Genomic DNA, 1,483 nt, shown 5'->3' with positions numbered 1-1,483 from the left:
GTGAAGTCTCTCCCTCTGACCCTGCGGGTACAGACGGAGCTTCCTAAGACTTAGCGCTTCAATGGGTGTTTGTCTTAAGAATTCCTGGTTATTCCGATTACTCGGGTTGCACCACTAACCTAGCGAGTTGCCCCGCCCCGGCAGATCGATTGCTCAGGCAGTTTCCATTCCCCGATGTTCCCCGGGTACAGTTGTCGAATATAGGGCGATGCCCCGGTTACGGATCACCTGACCACTAGCAACGTCACGAGGTTTTACAGAGCCGCAGGCGTTGCAGGCATGACCCCTGTCGCCGAGTTCTTTCCGCACCTCGGCCCCGCAATCAGGACACTCCTGAGAAGTCCCCCGGTGGTCAACTGTGGCAGTGAACTTGCCACGCTTGAAGGCAACCTGCTGGGTGATGCCTCTGAACTGACCCAGCCCAGCGTCAAGCGTATGCTTGCCCAGAAAACCCTTTGCCATAATCCTGAAATCAATATCCTCAAAAAAGATACTGTCAGCCCCATCACAGAGCTGATTGGCAAGCTTAAAGTGCAGGTCACGGCGCTGGTTGGCAATGTGCCGGTGCTGTCGGGCTACGGCTATTCTGGCCTTCTGGTAGTTGGCTGATCCTTTTGTCTTACGCGCTAGCCTGCGTTGCAGCAATTTAAGCTTGCTTTGCGACTGCTTGAAAAACTTAGGAGCCCTCACCTGCAAACCATCTGAGGTGGCTAGAAAATAATCTAGCCCCAGGTCTACGCCGATAGCATGTCCGTGAAACCCGATAGCGGGCACCTCCACATCGCATTTGATGCAGAGGTTAGCGAACCAGTGATCGGCCTTTTTGACGACTCTCACGTTCGCAATCGTGAAGCCCTCCGGGATAGGTCGATGCAGGTTGATGGTTACGCTGCCTAGCTTTGGCAATTTCAGCGAGCCCGCTTCCGAGTCTAACGGGCTGACCTTGAACTGAGGAAAGAGGGTTGAACGCCACTGCCCAAACTTCTTAAACCGTGGATATCCAAAACCCCGTTTTTGCTTGCCATCAAACGACTTATGCAGCCGCTTGATGGCCTGCTGCAAGTTTTGAGCGGGCACCGTCTTGAGGTTGGGTATGACCTGCTTCGCTTTCGCCAAGCTAGCCTGTTGCCGCTGCTCAGACGGGTACGGCGCATCAGCCGGAATGATATAGCAACTATGCAAATCACACGCATTCACCGGGCACTTGCGCGACTGCGACCAATCTTTGACCTCACGCAGCGCATAGTTATATACGCGCCGTGAAGTCTCAAACCAATCGTCTAAAATCGTCGCTTGGTCAGCACTCGGATATATGCGGTATTGATAGTTGAATATCAGCATGTCCCCATTGTACGGCGTTCTACTGTCAAGCGATAGGCCGGTAGAACGAAGTCATTGTAAAGATTGTTCGCTGTCACGCACCTGGCTTTCACCACCCCCTAAGCTGCGCTATAGGCGGAGCACTAGCCGACTTTTTGGTAGC

1 protein-coding gene is annotated in these 1,483 nt (G+C 53.4%); it reads right to left on the bottom strand.

The annotated features are described in order from the left end of the window. Positions 1-153 precede the first annotated feature (153 nt). Positions 154-1,341 carry an RNA-guided endonuclease TnpB family protein gene (locus CKL79_RS22380; protein WP_121971705.1) on the bottom strand — a complete coding sequence of 396 codons (1,188 nt, stop codon included), beginning with the start codon at positions 1,339-1,341 and terminating at the stop codon, positions 154-156. Positions 1,342-1,483: the final 142 nt, after the last annotated feature.

Origin of the sequence: Leptolyngbya sp. BC1307 (assembly GCF_002286735.1) — a bacterium.
GTDB lineage: Bacteria > Cyanobacteriota > Cyanobacteriia > Phormidesmidales > Phormidesmidaceae > Phormidesmis.
Note: the sequence above shows the minus strand (reverse complement) of the source record. Positions and strands in the feature narration are given on the sequence as shown.